This is a genomic window from Desulfofundulus thermobenzoicus, from assembly GCF_009428905.1.
Lineage (GTDB): Bacteria > Bacillota > Desulfotomaculia > Desulfotomaculales > Desulfovirgulaceae > Desulfofundulus_A > Desulfofundulus_A thermobenzoicus.
This window is the reverse complement of record NZ_WHYR01000229.1, coordinates 1-424: the sequence shown is the minus strand read 5'-3', so window position 1 is coordinate 424 and position 424 is coordinate 1. Positions and strand designations below refer to the sequence as shown.

Below are 424 nucleotides of genomic sequence, written 5' to 3'. Positions count from 1 at the left end.
GCCTTGAGCCGGCCATCGCGAATCATCGCTTCCATGGCCTCCTCCACGGCATAGGCCAGCTGTCGGTTGCTTTCATGTACGGCCATGCCGATTTCCCAGGCCTGTTTGCCAAGGTTCGGGTAGGCGTTTTCTGCCAGGGCCAGTTGCGGGTCGGCGGCCTGGTGCAGCTGCCAGTCAACCTCGCCGCGCATCGCCATCACTGCGTCCACCTGGCCGGCCTGCATGGCAGCGAAAGCTTGCTGCACGCTGGGGTAATGGTGGGTCCTGGCGCTGAGCATGCCGTTGAACACCGATGTCAGGTAGAACGACGGCACGCTGTCCACCTCGACCCCGATAGGATGCTGCTGGAATACCGCGACACTGGCCACCGAGGCCAGGCGACGGCGATCGTAGGCCACCTGCCAACGCTCCTGCTGATAGGGGC

1 protein-coding gene is annotated in these 424 nt (G+C 64.2%); it reads right to left on the bottom strand.

Annotation, left to right across the window (positions count from 1 at the left end; translation table 11 throughout):
- Positions 1 to 398: substrate-binding periplasmic protein (locus GFC01_RS18375; RefSeq protein WP_341474093.1), on the bottom strand; the 398-nt coding region annotated here is incomplete at its 3' end.
- Between the last annotated feature and the right edge of the window lie 26 nt (positions 399 to 424).